A 17074-nucleotide genomic window follows, 5' to 3' on the forward strand; every position below is an offset into this window, starting at 1 on the left:
GCTCATATAAGTTAGCGCGCAACTTTATAACAGCTTTTTTGTCCCTTCCGGGGCCGTTGGTCGATTCAACTTGAGGGCAACGGAACCAAATAAGCTGCAAATGGACGCAATTGTCGGACACAAGTCAGGTGCCACAAGGCTTTGGCGGGAGACAAGGTAACATCTGCCATACGTCGGCCACCTGTAAAAAAGTCACAAAGAATTCAAGAATATTTATCTATCGTGAGAATCGAGGTCATTCATGAACACCTATCAACAGCCCGTTCCGCATCAAGACACGCACAGCAAAGTGATCGGTTACCTGCTGTGGATTTTGGGTTTTACCGGCGCTCACCGCTTCTATTACGGCAAGCCGGTGACCGGGACTATCTGGTTCTTCACCTTCGGTTTGTTGGGTATCGGTTGGCTGATTGACCTGTTTCTGATCCCGGCCATGGATCGTGAAGCAGACCTGCGTTTTACCGCCGGACCTATCGAGTACAACGTGGCGTGGATTCTGCTGACGTTTCTTGGGGTATTCGGCGTACACCGGATGTATCAGGGGAAGTGGATCAGCGGATTGCTGTACCTGGTGACGGGCGGCTTGTTCTTTCTAGGGGTGCTGTATGACTTCTGGACGCTGAATGACCAGGTGTCGATTCGCAATGCGCAGAACAGAGGCGCCTTCCAGTAAGTTGTGGCGAGGAAACCCCCTCGCCACAGGTCTTACGCCTGGTGGCTAATCCGCCCGTCCACCAGGGTGTAGCGCACCACACCCGGCAAACTGTGGCCAATGAACGGGCAGTTTTCGCCCTTGGACAGCCAGGTTTCACCGGCCACGGTCGAAGCCGCCGGATCGAACAGCACGATGTCCGCCGGTCCACCCACCGCCAGTTTGCCCGCCGGCAGGCGCAATGCCTCGGCAGGTCCGGTGCTCAAGCGCGCCAACAGCGTTGGCAGGTCCAGCAAACCGTCTTCCACCAGTGTCATCGCCAACGGCAGCAGCAGTTCAACGCTGCTGATGCCCGGCTCGGTGGCACCGAACGGCGCCAGTTTGGCGTCCCGCTCGTGGGGTTGGTGATGACTGGAGATCGCCGACACCACACCCGATTTCACAGCTGTACGCAGCCCGTCGCGGTCGGCGCGGGTGCGCAGCGGCGGCTGGACGTGATAGAGGCTGCTGAAGTCGATCAGCGCTTCGTCAGTCAGGATCAGCTGATACAAGGCCACATCGGCGGTCACCGGCAGCCCGCGAGCCTGGGCCTGAGCGATCAGCTCCACGCCACGAGCGCTGGTGAGCTGGCTGAAGTGCGCGCGCACGCCACTTTGCTCGACCAGCAGCAGGTCCCGGGCCAGGGCCACGGTTTCAGCGGTTTCCGGAATGCCCGGCAACCCGAGGAAGCTGGCGGTCGGTCCTTCGTGGGCCAGGCCACCTTCGGCCAGGTCATGGTCTTGAGAGTTGAAAATCACCGTCAGGTCGAATGTGGCGGCGTATTCCAGCGCCCGGCACAGCGTGCGGGTGTTGCGAAAGCTCTCCAGGCCGTTGCCGAAAGCCACGCAGCCGGCATCACGCAGCGCAACGAGCTCTGCAAGCTGTTCGCCGTCCAGGCCTTTGCTCAGGGCGCCGATCGGGAAGACTTTGGTGTTGCCGGCCTCGCGGGCGCGGTCGAGGATCAGTTCGGCCACGGCCGAGGTGTCCAGCACCGGTTTGGTTTTCGGCGGGCAGCACAGGCTGGTGACGCCACCGGCGGCGGCGGCGCGGGTTTCGCTGGCAATCGAGCCTTTGCGGCTGTAACCCGGCTCGCGCAGGGCGACGTTCAGGTCAACCAGGCCAGGCGCGGCCACCAGACCTTTGGCGTCGAGGGTCTCGACGGGGACAAAACCGGCCGGTGCCGCGCCAAGGGCGACGATCTTGCAGGCTTCAACATGAATATCGGTAACTTGATCCAGGCCACTGCTTGGATCGATGACGCGGGCGCCGAGAATGCTGAGCTTCACTGGGCGTGCTCCTGCTCGAATTGGCGCTGGGCAGTCTGCCCGCTCATGGCCATGGACAACACGGCCATACGAATCGCGATGCCGTAGGTGACCTGGTTGAGGATCACCGAATGCGGGCCGTCGGCCACTGCCGACTCAATCTCCACCCCGCGGTTGATTGGCCCCGGGTGCATGACGATGCAATCCGGTTTGGCGCCGGCCAGGCGCGCGGTGGTCAGGCCGAACAGGCGGTAGAACTCGCCTTCGCTCGGCAACAGGCCGCCGGTCATGCGCTCGCGTTGCAGGCGCAGCATGATCACTACGTCGACGTCTTTCAGGCCTTCGGTCATGTCGGTGTAGACCTTCACGCCGTATTGCTCGACGCCAATCGGCAGCAGAGTTTTCGGCGCGATTACGCGGATGTCCGGGCAACCGAGGGTTTTCAGGGCCAGCATGTTCGAGCGCGCCACCCGCGAGTGCAGGATGTCGCCAACGATGGCCACCGAGATGTTTTCGAAGCCGCCCTTGTGCCGACGGATGGTGAGCATGTCGAGCATGCCCTGAGTCGGGTGGGCGTGACGTCCGTCGCCACCGTTGATGATCGCCACTTGCGGGCAGACATGTTCGGCGATGAAGTGCGCCGCGCCGGAATCACCGTGGCGCACGACGAACATGTCAGCGGCCATGGCTTCAAGGTTGCGCAGGGTGTCGAGCAGCGTTTCGCCCTTGCTCGCCGACGACGTGGACACGTTCAGCGTGATCACGTCCGCCGACAACCGCTGGGCCGCCAGTTCAAAAGTAGTACGCGTGCGGGTGGAGTTCTCGAAGAACACGTTGCACACGGTCTTGCCGCGCAGCAACGGGACTTTCTTCACCGCCCGGGCGCCGACTTCGAGGAACGAGTCGGCGGTGTCGAGGATTTCCGTCAGCAACTCGCGGCGCAAACCGTCGAGCGAGAGGAAGTGGCGCAGCTGGCCCTGATCATTGAGCTGCAGCGGGCGCTTGGTTTCTAGAGGCGTCATCGCGAGGGGGACTCTCAATAGGGCAAATTAAAGGGCGAGGTCTTGCAGTTCGAGCGCAAGCTCCGGGCCGGACAGCTTCACGCGCTCGTGGGCCGCCAGCGACAGGGTCGCGCCGACCACATTCGGGCGGATCGGCAGCTCGCCGGCGTCCAGGTCCAGCAGGCACACCAGCGTCACGCTGGCCGGGCGACCGTAGTCGAAGAGTTCGTTCAGGGCGGCGCGGATGGTCCGACCGCTCATCAGCACGTCGTCGATCAGCACCAGGTGCTGGCCTTCGATCTCGAACGGCAGCGCGGACGGGCGCACTTGCGGGTGCAGGCCGTTCTGGCTGAAGTCATCGCGGTAGAAGGACACGTCGAGGGTACCCAGGGGCGAGCCGCTGCCCAGTTCATCGAGCAACGCCTGGGCGACCCAGACGCCGCCGGTGCGAATGCCGATGTAACGCGGTTCGCTGATGCCACGGTGTTCCAGATGTGCCTTGAGACGGATCGCCATCTGGCTGATCAGTTCGGCGGGATTGGGCAGGCTCATGGTTGCTCCTTCTTGGGCCCGAGCCGGTGTGTGCGGGGTTTGGCTCGGGTTTTCGCTATAGAGAGTCGCTTACAGCGGCTCTTTAGAATTAGATGCAGTCAGGACTCGAACAGTGCGGTGTTTTCGTCGAGCCAGCCTTGCAGTAGCAGGGCGGCGGCGATGGCATCGACCGGGTTGTCGCGGTAACTGCCTTTTTGCCCGCCGCGATCACGCCGTTCGCCCTTGGCTTCAAACGTGGTCAGGCGTTCGTCGTGGGTATAGAAGGGCAAGTTGTAGCGGCCGTTCAGGCGGCGGGCGAATTTCTCGGCGCGCAGGCACATGTCACTCGGTGTGCCGTCCATGTTCAAGGGCAGGCCAACCACCACGGCATCAGGCTTCCACTCTTTAATCAGGGCTTCGACCTGATTCCAGTCGGGAACACCATTTTGTGCCTTCAAGGTGCACAGCTCGCGGGCCTGGCCGGTAATCACCTGGCCGACCGCAACGCCGATCTGTTTGGTGCCGTAATCGAAACCCAAAATCAGACGCAGGGCCATCAGGCGTGCCCCGCCTGGCTGGTCAGCAGGCTGAGATTGACGCCCAGGTGCTTGGCCGCTGCTTCCAGGCGCAGTTCGCTGCTGGTGTTGAACAAAATATCGGCTTCGAAGGGGCAGGTCAGCCAGGCATTCTGGGCCAGTTCGGCTTCAAGCTGCCCGGCTTCCCAGCCAGCGTATCCGAGGGCGATCACGCTTTTTGCCGGGCCGACGCCGTCAGCGATGGCGAACAGCACATCCTGGGAGGTGGACAAGGAAAGGTCGCCCTCCAGATCAACGGTTGCCTGAAACGTCTTGCCCGAGGGGTGCAGGACAAAGCCGCGATCGGTCTGCACCGGGCCGCCGATGAAGATCGGCACATGCTGGCAGAGCACCGGCGGTTCGATGTCGGGGCGCAGTTGCTCGAGGATATCGGCCAGGTTGAGGTCTTGCGGACGATTGACCACTAGCCCCATGGCACCATTGGCCGTGTGCTCGACGATGTAGGTCAAGGTGTGCGCAAAGTTCGGGTCGACCATGTGAGGCATGGCGATCAGGAATTGATGCTTGAGGTAGCTGGGGCTGACGTTCTTCATGAGCGCTAGTGTGGCGTTGGAGGGGCGAACTGACAAGCTGGGGATGCCGCAATTTGACAGTCGACACAGATCAAATGTGGGGGCGAGCTTGTGTGGCGAGGGGATTTATCCCCGTTGGGTCGCGAAGCGACCCCAAGCTTGCAACCCCGTTGTGTCTGACACAACGCATGCAATGGTTTTACGACTGCTGCGCAGCCGAACGGGGATAAATCCCCCTCACCACATAGCCCGCTCCCACAGGGGTTTTGCGCTGGTCAGTTGCTGGACAACCGGTCCCCGCGAGCAAACTTCCAGGTCCGAATAATTTCCAGACGATCGATATCCGACAAATCCCCGGTAAACGGCGAAAACGGTGCCGCCAGCCGCACGATGCGCTGGGCGGCCTGATCCAGCAGCGGTTGCCCGGATGACTCGAGCACCAGCACTTCATAGAGCGAGCCGTCGCGGTTGATCGAAACCATCAGACGCAAATTGCCGTAGATCTGTTGGCGTCGGGCTTCATCCGGATAATTCAGGTTGCCGATCCGCTCGACCTTCTTGCGCCATTCGTCCTTGTACCAGGCACCCTTGTCACGCATGGTCGACGCGGCGCTCAGGCGATGAATGCGCGGGCGCTTGGCATACAACTGTTGTTCGTTGGCCAGTTCTGCTTCCAGGCTGGCAATGTCGGTGGACAGTTGTTCACTGTCGAACGTCGGAGCGGCCACTGCGGGTTTGGTGACGGGCTTGGGTTCTTCGGTTTTGGCTGCGGCTTTTTTCGGCTTCGGTGCGACGGTCGTCACGGCTGCCTTGGGCGCCGCTTCCCGCACTTCGGGCTTGGCTGCCGGCGGTGGGGTGACTTTCTGCACCTTGTTGTCCTGGAAAGGCGCGACCTCGGTGGTCTTGGGAATCGCCTTTTTATCCAGGGTGCCGCTGCCTTGCTGATTCTCCTGGGCGAGGAAATCGGCTTTTTCAGGCTTCTTTTCGCTCTTGAAGGTGGCGAGGGTGATTTCCAGGGTTTTGCTGATTTGCTTGGGTTCGACCATGGTGAACCCGACACCCAACAGCAAGGCCAGGTGAATCAGCGCCGCGAGAAACAGGGTAAAACCGAGGCGATCGGCCGGGCGCACGCCACGGTGGGCGAGTTCGGCGGGCAGATCGGACGGGAGTGTCATGACAAAAAAACCAACATCGCGTTTTTCACAGGCCGCGGATGATAACGCAATGTTGGTCGTTTCTTGGCTGTTCTATATCAACGAGCCTTGAGCTTCTGATCGATGGCATCCATCAGCAGGCCGCCGATGTCGGTGCCAAACGCATTATCAATCTCGCGAATGCAGGTCGGGCTGGTGACGTTGATTTCCGTCAGATGCTCGCCAATGACGTCCATGCCGACGAACAGCAGGCCTTTCTCGCGCAGGGTCGGGCCGACTTGTGCGGCGATCCAGCGATCTTTCTCGGTCAGCGGTCGGGCTTCGCCACGGCCACCGGCGGCGAGGTTGCCACGGGTTTCACCGGCGGCAGGAATTCGCGCCAGGCAGTAATCCACCGGCTCGCCGTCGATCATCAGGATGCGCTTGTCACCGTCAACGATGGCCGGCAGATAACCCTGAATCATGATTTGCTGTTTGCCATGCAGGGTCAGGGTTTCGAGGATCACCGAGAGGTTCGGATGGCCAGCGGTGTGACGGAAGATCGATGAGCCACCCATGCCGTCCAGCGGCTTGAGGATCACGTCGCCGTGATGATCGGCGAATTCACGCAGTACGTCCGGGCGACGGCTGACGATAGTCGGCGGCGTGCACTGCGGAAACAGCGTGGCGAACAGTTTTTCGTTGCAGTCACGCAGGCTTTGCGGCTTGTTGACCACTAATACGCCAGCACGCTCGGCTTGCTCCAGCAGGTAAGTGGAGTAGACGAACTCCATGTCGAACGGCGGATCCTTGCGCATCAGGATCACGTCCAGGTCGCTCAGCAGCGCGTCGGTCTCGGCTTCAAGTTCGAACCATTTTTGCGGGTTGGCGAAGACTTTTAGCGGACGCATCCGTGCACGCGCTTCACCTTCGGCCTGGTACAAATCACTCTGTTCCATATAGAACAGTTCCCAGCCGCGCTTCTGTGCGGCCAGCAGCATGGCCAGCGAGCTATCCTTTTTATAGGAAATGCTGGCAATAGGATCCATGACAATCCCGACGCGAACGCTCATGGGTTATTCCTCGAAATTTGGGTGCCCGAATGGACATGAAAAAGTGGCGTCAGATTGGCGCCCGGTGTGTTCCCGGTCAAGGAAAAACCACCGTAAAGGTCGCCCGATAGATTGGATCTAGAGACTGTGCTAAAAAGACTGCCATGTCGTGCTGGCCCTTGAGCATCAAGGGTTCGAGCCCGCGATTACCCGCAAACGGACAATTTGATTCGCAAAGGCGACGGCAGAGCATTTATGGAACAGCATTCCAGCGCCTTGAAGGTCATGGTGATCGACGACTCTAAGACGATTCGCCGCACCGCCGAAACGCTGTTGAAGAACGTGGGGTGTGAAGTGATCACGGCCATCGATGGTTTCGATGCCCTGGCCAAGATCGCCGACAATCACCCCGGCATCATCTTTGTCGACATCATGATGCCGCGTCTGGATGGCTATCAGACCTGCGCTTTAATCAAGAACAACAGTGCGTTCAAGTCCACGCCAGTGATTATGCTGTCGTCCAAGGACGGGCTGTTCGACAAGGCCAAGGGGCGCATCGTCGGCTCCGACCAGTTTTTGACCAAGCCCTTTAGCAAGGAAGAACTGCTGAACGCGATCCAGGCCCATGTACCGGGCTTCGCCGCCGTTTTGCCGCACTAGGACACGCACAGTGATGCTCGGCCAGCGGGCCCGGCGTCGACAAGAATGGGGAAGACCATGGCACGTATTCTGATCGTCGATGATTCGCCGACTGAAATGTACAAACTGACCGGCATGCTGGAAAAGCACGGTCATGAAGTGTTGAAAGCCGAAAACGGTGCCGACGGCGTGGCGCTGGCCCGTCAGGAAAAACCCGACGCGGTGCTGATGGACATCGTCATGCCCGGCCTCAATGGTTTCCAGGCGACCCGCCAGCTGACCAAAGACCCGGAAACCGGGCACATCCCGGTGATCATCATCACCACCAAGGATCAGGAAACCGACAAAGTCTGGGGCACGCGCCAGGGCGCGAAGGATTACCTGACCAAACCGGTCGACGAAGACACCCTGATCAAGACCCTGAACAACGTGCTGGCCGGTTGATCGTCCAGCCATGACCGAGTCGCTGACTGCCTTCGAACTGCTGCTGCAGATCGACCAGCGTTGTCGTCTGCTGGCGGCGGACTTGCCGTCCCAGCCGACCCGACAAGACAGTTGGAGCGGCATCGGCTTTCGGCTGGGCGAGCACTGGTACGTCGCGCCCATGGGCGAAGTCAGTGAAGTCTTGCATGAGCCGCGGTTCACCCAGCTGCCAGGGGTCAGAACCTGGGTCAAGGGCGTGGCCAACTTGCGCGGGCGTCTGTTACCGATCATTGATCTGTGTGGCTTCTTTTCTGGTCATGAGCTTGGCCATGAACTGTCGGCGGTGCGTAGGCAGCGGCGGGTGTTGGTCGTGGAGCACAACGACGTGTTTGCCGGGTTGATGGTCGATGAGGTTTTCGGCTTGCAGCACTTTGCCCAGGACAGTCTGGAGCGGGTAGATACCTTGAGCGGCCCGATTGCCCCGTTCATCAAAGGCCGGTTTCAGCGCGAGCAGAACTGGCAGGTGTTCAGCCCGTTTGCATTGGCGCAGTCACAAAGCTTTATGCATGTAGCGGTGTAACCACGGTGGCGCCGCAATCCTGTAGGCGCGAGGCGTGCCCGCGAAGAACGATAATGCGGTGTTCCTGTAAGACCGCAGCGCCTGCTTCGCGGGCAAGTCGGATCGCCGCACCGCTCGCTCCTACAGGGGCGTGGGTTGAATTGGGCAGCACAGGCGAGGACTGATGATAAAAGCAAAAACAGGCAAGCCAGAAGGGTCGCGCAGCCGGTCACAGATCATCGCGCTGTTTATCGCGCTGATCGTTTTCATCATGCTGCTGTTCGCCAACTTCGCTTACCTCAATACCCAGGCCACGTACGACAAACAGTACATCGGCCACGCCGGTGAGCTGCGCGTGCTGTCTCAGCGCATTGCCAAGAACGCCACCGAAGCCGCTGCAGGCAAGGCAGCGGCGTTCAAACTGCTGAGCGATGCGCGCAATGACTTTGCCCAACGCTGGGGCTATTTGAAGAAAGGCGATCCCTCCACCGGCCTGCCACCGGCACCTTCCACCGTGCGCCCGGAAATGCGCGCCGTGCAACTGGACTGGGAACGCCTGCTGAAAAACACTGACGCGATCCTCTCCAGCGAACAGACCGTACTGTCGCTGCATCAAGTCGCCGCGACCCTGGCCGAAACGGTGCCGCAGTTGCAGGTCGAGTACGAAAAGGTCGTCGAAATTCTCCTCCAGCGCGGTGCCCCGGCCGCACAGGTCGCTGTGGCCCAACGACAATCGCTTTTGGCTGAGCGGATTCTCGGTGCGGTGAACACCGTGTTGTCCGGCGATGAAAATTCGCAGCAGGCCGCCGACGCCTTCGGTCGCGATGCTGCGCGATTCGGCCAGGTGCTCAACGGCATGCTCCAGGGCAATCCGTCACTAAAGGTCAGCCAGGTTGAAGACCGTGACGCGCGCGCGCGGTTGACCGAAATTTCCGAGCTGTTCGAATTCGTCTCGGGTTCGGTGGATGAAATCCTCGAAACCTCGCCGGAGCTGTTCAAGGTCCGCGAATCGGCCACCAATATTTTCAGCCTGTCGCAAACCCTGCTCGACGAAGCCTCGCACCTGGCCAGCCGTTTCGAAAACCTGGCCGGCGGGCGCGACACCGACACCATTGGCGGCTACGTGCTGGGTCTGTTGGCGCTGATGTCGATCATCCTCATTGGTCTGGTGATGGTCCGTGAAACCAATCGTCAGCTGCGCGAAACGGCCGAGAAAAACGAGCGCAACCAGAACGCGATCATGCGCCTGCTCGACGAGATCGAAGACCTGGCCGACGGCGACCTGACCGTGACCGCCTCGGTGACCGAAGACTTCACCGGGACCATCGCCGACTCGATCAACTATTCGGTGGACCAATTGCGCGATCTGGTGGCGACCATCAACCTCACCGCTGGCCAGGTCGCTGCCGCCGTGCAGGAAACCCAGGCCACCGCCATGCACCTGGCGCAGGCTTCGGAGCATCAGGCGCAGCAGATTGCCGAAGCCTCCACCGCGATCAACGACATGGCCCAGTCTATCGACCAGGTCTCGGCCAACGCCGCCGAATCCTCAGCGGTGGCCGAGCGTTCGGTGGAAATCGCCAACAAGGGCAATGAGGTGGTGCACAACACCATCCACGGCATGGACAATATTCGCGAGCAGATTCAGGACACCGCCAAGCGCATCAAGCGCCTCGGCGAGTCCTCTCAGGAAATCGGCGACATTGTCAGCCTGATCGATGACATTGCCGATCAGACCAACATCCTTGCGCTCAACGCGGCGATTCAGGCTTCCATGGCCGGTGATGCCGGGCGCGGTTTTGCGGTGGTCGCCGATGAAGTCCAGCGGCTGGCCGAGCGCTCCTCTGCCGCCACCCGACAGATCGAAACCCTGGTGCGAGCGATTCAGACCGACACCAACGAAGCCGTGATTTCCATGGAACAGACCACCACCGAAGTGGTGCGCGGCGCGCGACTGGCGCAGGATGCCGGAGTGGCCCTGGAAGAAATCGAAGGCGTGTCGAAGACCCTCGCTGCGTTGATCCAGAGTATTTCCAACGCAGCGCAGCAACAGACGTCTTCGGCCGGTCAGATTTCCCTGACGATGAACGTGATCCAGCAGATCACCACGCAGACTTCGTCCGGCTCCACCGCCACCGCCGAGAGCATTGGTAACCTGGCGAAAATGGCCAGCCAGCTGCGGCGTTCGGTGTCAGGTTTCACCTTGCCGGCCGCCAAGGCGCAGGCCGCGGATAAAGTGTGAAACGCCCGCGGGCGTTTGCTTTTTTTGAGTAGAGCAGTGAGCGGAGTGGTTATGGGTGATCGGCACGACTATGTGGCCCTCGAGTGGGTCAAAGGCGAAATTGCCGAAACGCTGAAAGTGGCTCATCAGGCCATCGAAACCCTGCTTGATGACCCGCAGGCGACGTATGCCCTCAGTGAGTGCCTGGCCTGCGTCCATCAGGTTCACGGCAGTTTGCAGATGGTCGAGTTCTACGGCGCGGCGCTGCTCGCCGAAGAGATGGAACAGCTGACCATCGCCTTGCAGCAGAACCGCGTCAGTCATCGCGATGAGTCGATCCATCTATTGCTGCAAGCGCTTGGGCAGCTGCCGATTTACCTCGACCGGGTGCAAAGCGCCCGTCGCGACTTGCCGCTGGTGGTGCTGCCGCTGCTCAACGATCTGCGCAGCGCCCGTGGCGAAAGCCTGTTGACGGAAACCAGCCTGTTCAGCCCGCAATTGCCGGACCTGCCACCGCTGGACCAAGAGTCGCTGGCGCTGCTGGAGCCGGCCGATTTACCGAACGTGCTGCGCAAGTTGCGGCAAATGTTGCAGATGGCCCTGGTCGGATTGCTGCGTGAGCAGGACGGCGAAACCAACCTCGATTATCTGACCAGGGTTTTTACGCATCTCGAAGGATTGTGCGGCAACGCACCGCTGAGCCCGTTGTGGCAAGTCGCCTCGGCGCTGGTCGAAGGCATGCGCGGCGGCTCGATCGCCAACAGTCCGGCGTTGCGCAGCCTGTTCAAGGACGCCGACAAAGAGCTGAAGCGCCTGCTCGAGCAGGGCATGCGCGGAATCAATCAGCCGGCGCCGCTGGATCTACTCAAGAGTTTGCTGTTCTACATTGCCAAGGCCGAACATCCCACCGGGCAGATGCTGACCATGAAAGATCGCTACGGATTGGACGACGCGCTGCCTGACAGCGCGATGGTCGACGAAGAACGAGCACGGCTGGCCGGTCCCGACCGCGATGCCATGCGTTCGGTGCTGGCCGCGCTGTGCGAAGAGCTGGTGAGGGTCAAGGAGCGCCTGGACCTGTTCGTGCGCAGTGACCGCCAACACACTTCTGACCTCGAAAGCCTGCTGGCGCCACTGCGGCAAATCGCCGACACCCTGGCGGTGCTCGGTTTCGGACAGCCACGCAAGGTCATCATTGATCAACTGGCGGTGGTGCTGAGCCTCGCCCAGGGCCAGCGTGAGCCCAACGACGCGATCCTCATGGACGTCGCCGGTGCCTTGCTCTACGTCGAAGCGACCCTCGCCGGCATGGTCGGCACCGTCGAACCGGAAAGCCAGGAAGAAAGCCGCCTGCCGACCATCGACCTGACACAGATCCATCAGATCGTGATCAAGGAAGCGCGCATCTGCCTGCAACAGGCCAAGGACATGATCGTCGACTACATCGACGCCGACTGGGACCGCCAGCACTTGCAGCCGCTACCGGCCTTGCTGACCCAGGTGCGCGGTGCGCTGGCGATGATTCCGTTGAGCCGTGCGGCGAGCCTGATCGAAACGTGCAACCACTTCATCCGCGAGCACCTGTTGCTGGATCCGGATCACCCCGGCTGGCAGGAACTGGACAACCTGGCCGACGTCGTCACCAGCATCGAGTATTACCTGGAGCGCCTCAGCGACGACCCCGAAGCGCCCGGTGAGCAGTTGCTCGATGTCGCGGAAAAAAGCCTGGCATCACTCGGCTTTTTCCCCAGCGAGCAGCAGGTTCCGGTGCTTGAGGATGTGCTCAGCCCGAGTGAAGCGCAGGTCATGCAGAATCTGCAGGAACTGGACGACCCTGACACCGTCCAGTCTCTGGCCGATGTCTTGGCCAGCCCCGTGTCTTGCGTCAACCCGCCCGCCCTGACCACCCCGGGAAGCCTGTTGCCGCCACCCGCCGGTGAAGAGCCGGTGGACGATGAACTGCGGGAAGTCTTCCTCGAAGAAACCGATGAAGTCCTGGAAATCCTCCGGGAATACCTGCCGCGCTGGTCGGCCAATCCCGACAGTCAATCGGCCTTGAGCGAACTGCGCCGGGCGTTCCATACGTTGAAAGGCAGTGGCCGGATGGTCCGCGCTTTGGTGCTGGGCGAACTGGCCTGGGCGATGGAAAACCTGCTCAACCGCGTACTGGAACACAGCGTTTCACCGGGGCCGGCGGTGCAGCAACTGCTGGGCGATGCGCTGAATCTGCTACCGGAACTGGTGGCCGAGTTTGCTGGCAATACCCAGCGCCAGCGCAACGATGTCGACCAATTGGCCGCACGCGCCCATGCCTTGGCCAAGGGCGATGAATCGATACTCGATGAAGACGCACAGGACGTCGCAGCCCTCGATCCGCTGCTGCTTGAGATCTTCCGCAACGAAGCCGAAACCCACTTGGGCAGCCTCAACCGCTTCCTCGATCAAGCCGCCGAGCACGTGCCACTGCAGGCCAGCGACGAGTTGCAGCGGGCACTGCATACCCTCAAGGGCAGCGCCTCCATGGCCGGCGTACTGCCGATTGCCGAGCTGGCGAAGCCACTGGATCATCTGGCCCGGGAGTACAAGGCGCACCAGATCGCCCTGGACCTGGACGAAGTCGAACTGTTGCTGGAAGCCGAAGGACTGTTCCGTCTCGGGCTCCGCCAGCTCAAGACTGATCCACTGGCGGAGATTCCCGGCGCCCGCTCCTTGATCGAACGAACCCAGGCATTGCTGGCCGAGCGTCTGGAAACCCTCCTGAGTGCACCGAATACCGGGTTGCGCATCAGGCGTGATCCGCAACTGATCAATAACTTCCTCGCGCAAGGCATGGACATCCTGCTCGACGCCGAAAGCCTGTTGCAGCGCTGGCAGCAACATCCCGGCGAGCGTCAGGAACTCAGCGCGCTGCTGGATGAATTGACCACCCTGGGCGAGGGCGCTCACCTGGCCGACCTGCATCCGGTGGATGAGCTGTGCGAAGCGTTGCTCGATCTCTACGGTGCGGTGGAAGAAAGTAGCCTGGCGGTCAGCGAGGCGTTTTTCCACGAGGCGCAAAGTGCCCACGAAGCGCTGATCAACATGCTCGACGAACTGGCCGCGGGGCAGGAAGTCAGCGCGCAACCGGAGCGGGTTCGGGCCTTGCGTGGTTTGCTGGATGCGAGTCTCGATCCGTCGGCGATGGGGCTGATTCGCAGTGACGGCAGCCGTACCTTGAGCATTCGGGAACTGGGCAGCGCCACGGCCGAACTGGCCCAGAGCGCGACTCAGGTTGAGCTGGACGATGAGATCGTTTCGATCTTCCTCGAAGAGGCGGTGGATATCCTCGAAAGCACTGGCCAGGCTTTGCAGCGCTGGCTGAGCGACCCGGACAACGGCGCTCCGTTGTTGTCGTTACAGCGTGATCTACACACCCTCAAGGGTGGCGCGCGGATGGCCGAGGTCGAGCCGGTCGGTGATCTGGCCCAAGACCTGGAAAGCCTTTACGAAGGTCTGGTGGACCGCCGCTACGCCTACAGCGAAGCGTTGGCGCAACTGCTGCAACAAAGCCATGACCGGCTCGCACAGCTGCTTGATCAGTTGCAGAACCAGCAGCCATTGGGCGATCCGGACGAGCTGATCGAGGCCATTCGCGCGTTTCGCCAGGGCAATGTCATCGCTGTTGAAACGATCGAACCTGCACGGGCCGAGGATTCGCCGGGCCATGATCCGGAGCTTCTGGATATCTTCCTCGAGGAAGGTTTCGACATCATCGAAAACTCCGGCGCGGCGCTGGTGCGCTGGCAGGCCGAGCCTTCGAATCGTCAGGAAGTGGAAACCCTGCTGCGTGACCTGCACACCCTCAAGGGTGGTGCGCGGATGGTGGAAATCGCGCCGATTGGCGACCTCGCTCATGAGCTGGAATTTCTCTACGAAGGCCTCTCGGCTGGCGTACTGCAATCCACCGCCGCGTTATTCGACTTGTTGCAAAGCAGCCACGACCGACTGGCGCAGATGCTCGATGCGGCCCGTGCCGGTCAGCCTTTGCCGCCGGCCGATCGACTGATCGACGCGATCAAGAATTTCTGTCATCCGGCAGTGCCCGAAACACCGGCACCGGTCACGGTGTCCGCAACGCCGAAAATCGAGACGCCCGCACCGCAACCCGATGCCGGCGGGGACATGGTCAAGGTCTCGGCTGAACTGCTCGACGACCTGGTGAACCTGGCCGGCGAAACGTCGATCTTCCGTGGCCGGATCGAACAACAGGTCAATGATGCACGCGTGACCCTGAGCGAGATGGAAACCACCATCGAGCGCATGCGCGACCAGTTGCGTCGTCTCGACACTGAAACCCAGGGGCGGATTCTCAGCCGCCAGCAAGTCGAAGCCGAACGCCTGGGCTACGAAGAATTCGATCCGCTGGAAATGGACCGCCACTCACAGTTGCAGCAACTGTCGCGCGCGCTGTTCGAATCGGCCTCCGACTTGCTCGACCTCAAGGAAACCCTCGACCGACGCAATCAGGACGCGGAAAACCTGCTGCAACAGCAGGGCCGCATCAACACCGAATTGCAGGAAGGCCTGATGCGTACGCGCATGGTGCCGTTCGAGCGGATGCTGCCGCGTTTGAAGCGGATCGTCCGTCAGGTCTCCAGCGAACTGGGCAAGGACGTGGAATTCATCGTTGGCAATGCCGAAGGCGAGATGGACCGCAACGTCCTTGAACGCATGGCCGCGCCGTTGGAACACATGCTGCGCAACGCCGTGGATCATGGCCTGGAATCGGCCGAGGTGCGTATCGCGGCGGGTAAACCGGCTCAGGGGAGAATCACACTGGACCTGTCGCGAGAGGGCGGCGACATCATTTTCGATATCCGCGACGACGGTGCCGGCGTGCCGCTGGACGCGGTGCGGCGCAAGGCGATCAAGCGCGGGTTGCTGGCCCCGGACAGCGACATCAGCGACCGCGATGTGCTGCAATTCATCCTGCAACCGGGGTTCTCCACCGCCGAGAAAATCACCCAGATTTCCGGGCGCGGCGTCGGCATGGACGTGGTCCACGAAGAGGTCCGGCAACTCGGCGGCAGCATGAGCATCGACTCTGTGCCGGGGCAGGGCGTGCACTTCCGGATTCGCCTGCCGTTCACCGTGTCGGTCAACCGGGCGCTGATGGTGCAATGCTTTGATGATCAGTACGCGATCCCGCTGAACACCATCGACGGCATCGTTCGCGTGCTGCCCAACGAACTTGAAGGGCACTACCGGCTCGATCCGCCGACCTACAAGTACGCCGGGCAACTCTATGAACTGTGCTACCTCGGCGAACTGCTGAAAACCAGTCACCGCCCGAAACTGCTGGGCCAGAGCCTGCCGCTGCCGGTATTGCTGGTGCAGTGCAACGAGCGGCACATCGCCGTGCAAGTCGACTCCATGGCCGGCACTCGCGAGATCGTGGTCAAAAGCCTCGGCCCGCAATTTGCGGCGGTGCAGGGGTTGTCCGGGGCCACGATTCTCGGCGATGGGCGGGTGGTGCTGATTCTCGATTTGCTGGCGCCGATCCGCGCCATGCAGGCCCGTGTGCCGCAACAGTCAGTGACTCAGGAGGCGGAGGTCGAGCCGCATAAACCGCTGCTGGTGCTGGTGGTCGACGATTCGGTGACCGTGCGCAAGGTCACCAGCCGTCTGCTGGAACGCCACGGCATGAACGTGCTGACCGCCAAGGACGGTGTCGACGCCATGCTGCTGCTTGAAGAACACAGGCCTGACTTGATGCTGCTGGACATCGAAATGCCGCGCATGGACGGCTTCGAGGTGGCGACCCAGGTACGCGCCGACGAACGTCTGCAGCATCTGCCGATCATCATGATCACCTCCCGCACCGGACAGAAGCACCGCGACCGTGCCATGGCCATTGGCGTCAACGACTACCTAGGCAAGCCGTACCAGGAATCGGTGCTGCTCGAAAGCATTGCCCTGTGGAGCAAAACCCATGCGTGAGCACCGCACCAGCAACCTCACCGGCCTGCTGCTGCCCTTGGCCGACCGCAACCTGATCCTGCCCAACGTTGCTGTTGCGGAGCTCATTGATTACCAACCCAGTGCCTTCGACCTCGACACCCCGCCGTGGTACCTCGGGCGGGTAACGTGGAGGAATCGGCAGATTCCGTTGCTGAGTTTCGAGTCGGCGTGTGGGCAGAAAATCGTGATCGGCGAGCGGGCGCGGATCGTCATCCTCAACGCGCTCGGTGGGCGGCCTGAGCTGAAGTTTATTGCGTTGTTGGTGCAGGGGATTCCGCGGTCGTACAAGCTTGATAGTCAGTTGAGTTATGTCGATGTGCCGTTGTGTTCGCTGGAACAGGCGGCGGTGCAGGTGGGGGAGCAAGTGGCCAAAGTCCCTGACTTGCTGGCGTTGGAGGAGTTGCTCGTAAAGGCGGGTTTAGCCAACTGATCGTTGACTGGCCCTAACTGA

14 protein-coding genes are annotated in these 17074 nt (G+C 61.2%); 7 read left to right on the plus strand and 7 right to left on the minus strand.

Going from position 1 to position 17074, the window contains the following annotated elements:
- Positions 1 to 241: 241 nt before the first annotated feature.
- Positions 242 to 673: an NINE protein gene (locus ACYZT0_RS27430; RefSeq protein ID WP_462043823.1), complete on the plus strand. Its 432-nt coding sequence runs from the start codon at positions 242 to 244 to the stop codon at positions 671 to 673.
- Between the two features lie 32 nt (positions 674 to 705).
- On the opposite strand, the gene ACYZT0_RS27435 is transcribed toward ACYZT0_RS27430, so the two are convergent.
- From ACYZT0_RS27435 to gshB, 7 genes are all read right to left on the minus strand, one after another.
- A complete protein-coding gene (locus ACYZT0_RS27435) occupies positions 706 to 1977 on the minus strand; it encodes a dihydroorotase (protein ID WP_462043824.1) in 1272 nt (423 codons plus the stop codon).
- Positions 1974 to 2978 (minus strand): aspartate carbamoyltransferase catalytic subunit, encoded by a 1005-nt coding sequence (locus tag ACYZT0_RS27440; RefSeq protein ID WP_462043825.1) that lies wholly within the window; start codon positions 2976 to 2978, stop codon positions 1974 to 1976. The genes ACYZT0_RS27435 and ACYZT0_RS27440 overlap by 4 nt, the downstream gene beginning before the upstream one ends.
- A 27-nt stretch (positions 2979 to 3005) precedes the next feature.
- Positions 3006 to 3509 (minus strand): bifunctional pyr operon transcriptional regulator/uracil phosphoribosyltransferase PyrR, encoded by a 504-nt coding sequence (pyrR, locus tag ACYZT0_RS27445; RefSeq protein WP_462043826.1) that lies wholly within the window; start codon positions 3507 to 3509, stop codon positions 3006 to 3008.
- A 98-nt stretch (positions 3510 to 3607) separates the two neighbouring features.
- Entirely contained in the window at positions 3608 to 4045 is a 438-nt protein-coding gene (gene ruvX, locus ACYZT0_RS27450) for a Holliday junction resolvase RuvX (protein WP_003195067.1), read from the minus strand.
- Positions 4045 to 4617, minus strand: coding sequence for a YqgE/AlgH family protein (locus ACYZT0_RS27455; RefSeq protein ID WP_462043827.1), 573 nt, complete (start codon positions 4615 to 4617; stop codon positions 4045 to 4047). Before ACYZT0_RS27455 ends, ruvX begins: the two co-directional genes overlap by 1 nt.
- 254 nt (positions 4618 to 4871) lie before the next feature.
- Complete coding sequence (locus ACYZT0_RS27460; protein WP_462043828.1) at positions 4872 to 5771, minus strand: energy transducer TonB; 900 nt, start codon at positions 5769 to 5771, stop codon at positions 4872 to 4874.
- A 77-nt stretch (positions 5772 to 5848) separates the two neighbouring features.
- A complete protein-coding gene (gene gshB, locus ACYZT0_RS27465; protein ID WP_462043829.1) occupies positions 5849 to 6802 on the minus strand; it encodes a glutathione synthase in 954 nt (317 codons plus the stop codon).
- Between the two features lie 234 nt (positions 6803 to 7036).
- Between gshB and pilG the strand changes: the two genes are divergently transcribed.
- The 6 genes from pilG to ACYZT0_RS27495 all read left to right on the plus strand — a co-directional run bounded on the left by pilG (position 7037) and on the right by ACYZT0_RS27495 (position 17053).
- Complete coding sequence (gene pilG / locus ACYZT0_RS27470; protein ID WP_282382370.1) at positions 7037 to 7441, plus strand: twitching motility response regulator PilG; 405 nt, start codon at positions 7037 to 7039, stop codon at positions 7439 to 7441.
- A 57-nt stretch (positions 7442 to 7498) separates the two neighbouring features.
- Positions 7499 to 7864, plus strand: coding sequence for a twitching motility response regulator PilH (pilH, locus tag ACYZT0_RS27475; RefSeq protein WP_007897961.1), 366 nt, complete (start codon positions 7499 to 7501; stop codon positions 7862 to 7864).
- 10 nt (positions 7865 to 7874) lie between these two features.
- A complete protein-coding gene (locus tag ACYZT0_RS27480; protein WP_462043830.1) occupies positions 7875 to 8423 on the plus strand; it encodes a chemotaxis protein CheW in 549 nt (182 codons plus the stop codon).
- Between the two features lie 163 nt (positions 8424 to 8586).
- The gene (locus ACYZT0_RS27485; RefSeq protein ID WP_462043831.1) at positions 8587 to 10644 is read left to right on the plus strand and encodes a methyl-accepting chemotaxis protein; all 2058 of its coding nucleotides are present in this window, start codon (positions 8587 to 8589) and stop codon (positions 10642 to 10644) included.
- A gap of 51 nt (positions 10645 to 10695) precedes the next feature.
- Positions 10696 to 16602: an Hpt domain-containing protein gene (locus tag ACYZT0_RS27490; RefSeq protein WP_462043832.1), complete on the plus strand. Its 5907-nt coding sequence runs from the start codon at positions 10696 to 10698 to the stop codon at positions 16600 to 16602.
- The gene (locus tag ACYZT0_RS27495; protein WP_462043833.1) at positions 16595 to 17053 is read left to right on the plus strand and encodes a chemotaxis protein CheW; all 459 of its coding nucleotides are present in this window, start codon (positions 16595 to 16597) and stop codon (positions 17051 to 17053) included. The genes ACYZT0_RS27490 and ACYZT0_RS27495 overlap by 8 nt, the downstream gene beginning before the upstream one ends.
- Positions 17054 to 17074 lie beyond the last annotated feature (21 nt).

The sequence above is a fragment of the Pseudomonas sp. ZS1P83 genome, assembly GCF_054897825.1.

Bases quoted from the DNA above. Each gene is read 5' to 3' on its own strand.
- ACYZT0_RS27430 (WP_462043823.1), top strand. From the start codon at position 242: ATGAACACCTATCAACAGCCCGTTCCGCATCAAGACACGCACAGCAAA.
- ACYZT0_RS27440 (WP_462043825.1), bottom strand. From the start codon at position 2,978: ATGACGCCTCTAGAAACCAAGCGCCCGCTGCAGCTCAATGATCAGGGC.
- pyrR (WP_462043826.1), bottom strand. From the start codon at position 3,509: ATGAGCCTGCCCAATCCCGCCGAACTGATCAGCCAGATGGCGATCCGT.
- ruvX (WP_003195067.1), bottom strand. From the start codon at position 4,045: ATGGCCCTGCGTCTGATTTTGGGTTTCGATTACGGCACCAAACAGATC.
- ACYZT0_RS27455 (WP_462043827.1), bottom strand. From the start codon at position 4,617: ATGAAGAACGTCAGCCCCAGCTACCTCAAGCATCAATTCCTGATCGCC.
- ACYZT0_RS27460 (WP_462043828.1), bottom strand. From the start codon at position 5,771: ATGACACTCCCGTCCGATCTGCCCGCCGAACTCGCCCACCGTGGCGTG.
- gshB (WP_462043829.1), bottom strand. From the start codon at position 6,802: ATGAGCGTTCGCGTCGGGATTGTCATGGATCCTATTGCCAGCATTTCC.
- pilG (WP_282382370.1), top strand. From the start codon at position 7,037: ATGGAACAGCATTCCAGCGCCTTGAAGGTCATGGTGATCGACGACTCT.
- pilH (WP_007897961.1), top strand. From the start codon at position 7,499: ATGGCACGTATTCTGATCGTCGATGATTCGCCGACTGAAATGTACAAA.
- ACYZT0_RS27480 (WP_462043830.1), top strand. From the start codon at position 7,875: ATGACCGAGTCGCTGACTGCCTTCGAACTGCTGCTGCAGATCGACCAG.
- ACYZT0_RS27485 (WP_462043831.1), top strand. From the start codon at position 8,587: ATGATAAAAGCAAAAACAGGCAAGCCAGAAGGGTCGCGCAGCCGGTCA.
- ACYZT0_RS27490 (WP_462043832.1), top strand. From the start codon at position 10,696: ATGGGTGATCGGCACGACTATGTGGCCCTCGAGTGGGTCAAAGGCGAA.
- ACYZT0_RS27495 (WP_462043833.1), top strand. From the start codon at position 16,595: ATGCGTGAGCACCGCACCAGCAACCTCACCGGCCTGCTGCTGCCCTTG.